Raw genomic sequence first — 356 nt, forward strand, 5'->3', positions numbered from 1 at the left:
TGGTGGAAAGTTTTTCGGTCTGGGATGGGCTCGCGGCCTATCAGCTTGTTGGTGGGGTGATGGCCTACCAAGGCGACGACGGGTAGCCGGCCTGAGAGGGCGACCGGCCACACTGGGACTGAGACACGGCCCAGACTCCTACGGGAGGCAGCAGTGGGGAATATTGCACAATGGGCGGAAGCCTGATGCAGCGACGCCGCGTGAGGGATGACGGCCTTCGGGTTGTAAACCTCTTTCAGCAGGGACGAAGCGTAAGTGACGGTACCTGCAGAAGAAGCGCCGGCCAACTACGTGCCAGCAGCCGCGGTAAGACGTAGGGCGCGAGCGTTGTCCGGATTTATTGGGCGTAAAGAGCT

1 rRNA gene is annotated in these 356 nt (G+C 61.2%); it reads left to right on the forward strand.

What is annotated here, in order from left to right:
• Window positions 1-356 (forward strand): 16S ribosomal RNA (locus RBH18_RS44000); the annotation flags it as partial.

Source organism: Actinoplanes oryzae, assembly GCF_030757795.1.
GTDB lineage: Bacteria > Actinomycetota > Actinomycetes > Mycobacteriales > Micromonosporaceae > Actinoplanes.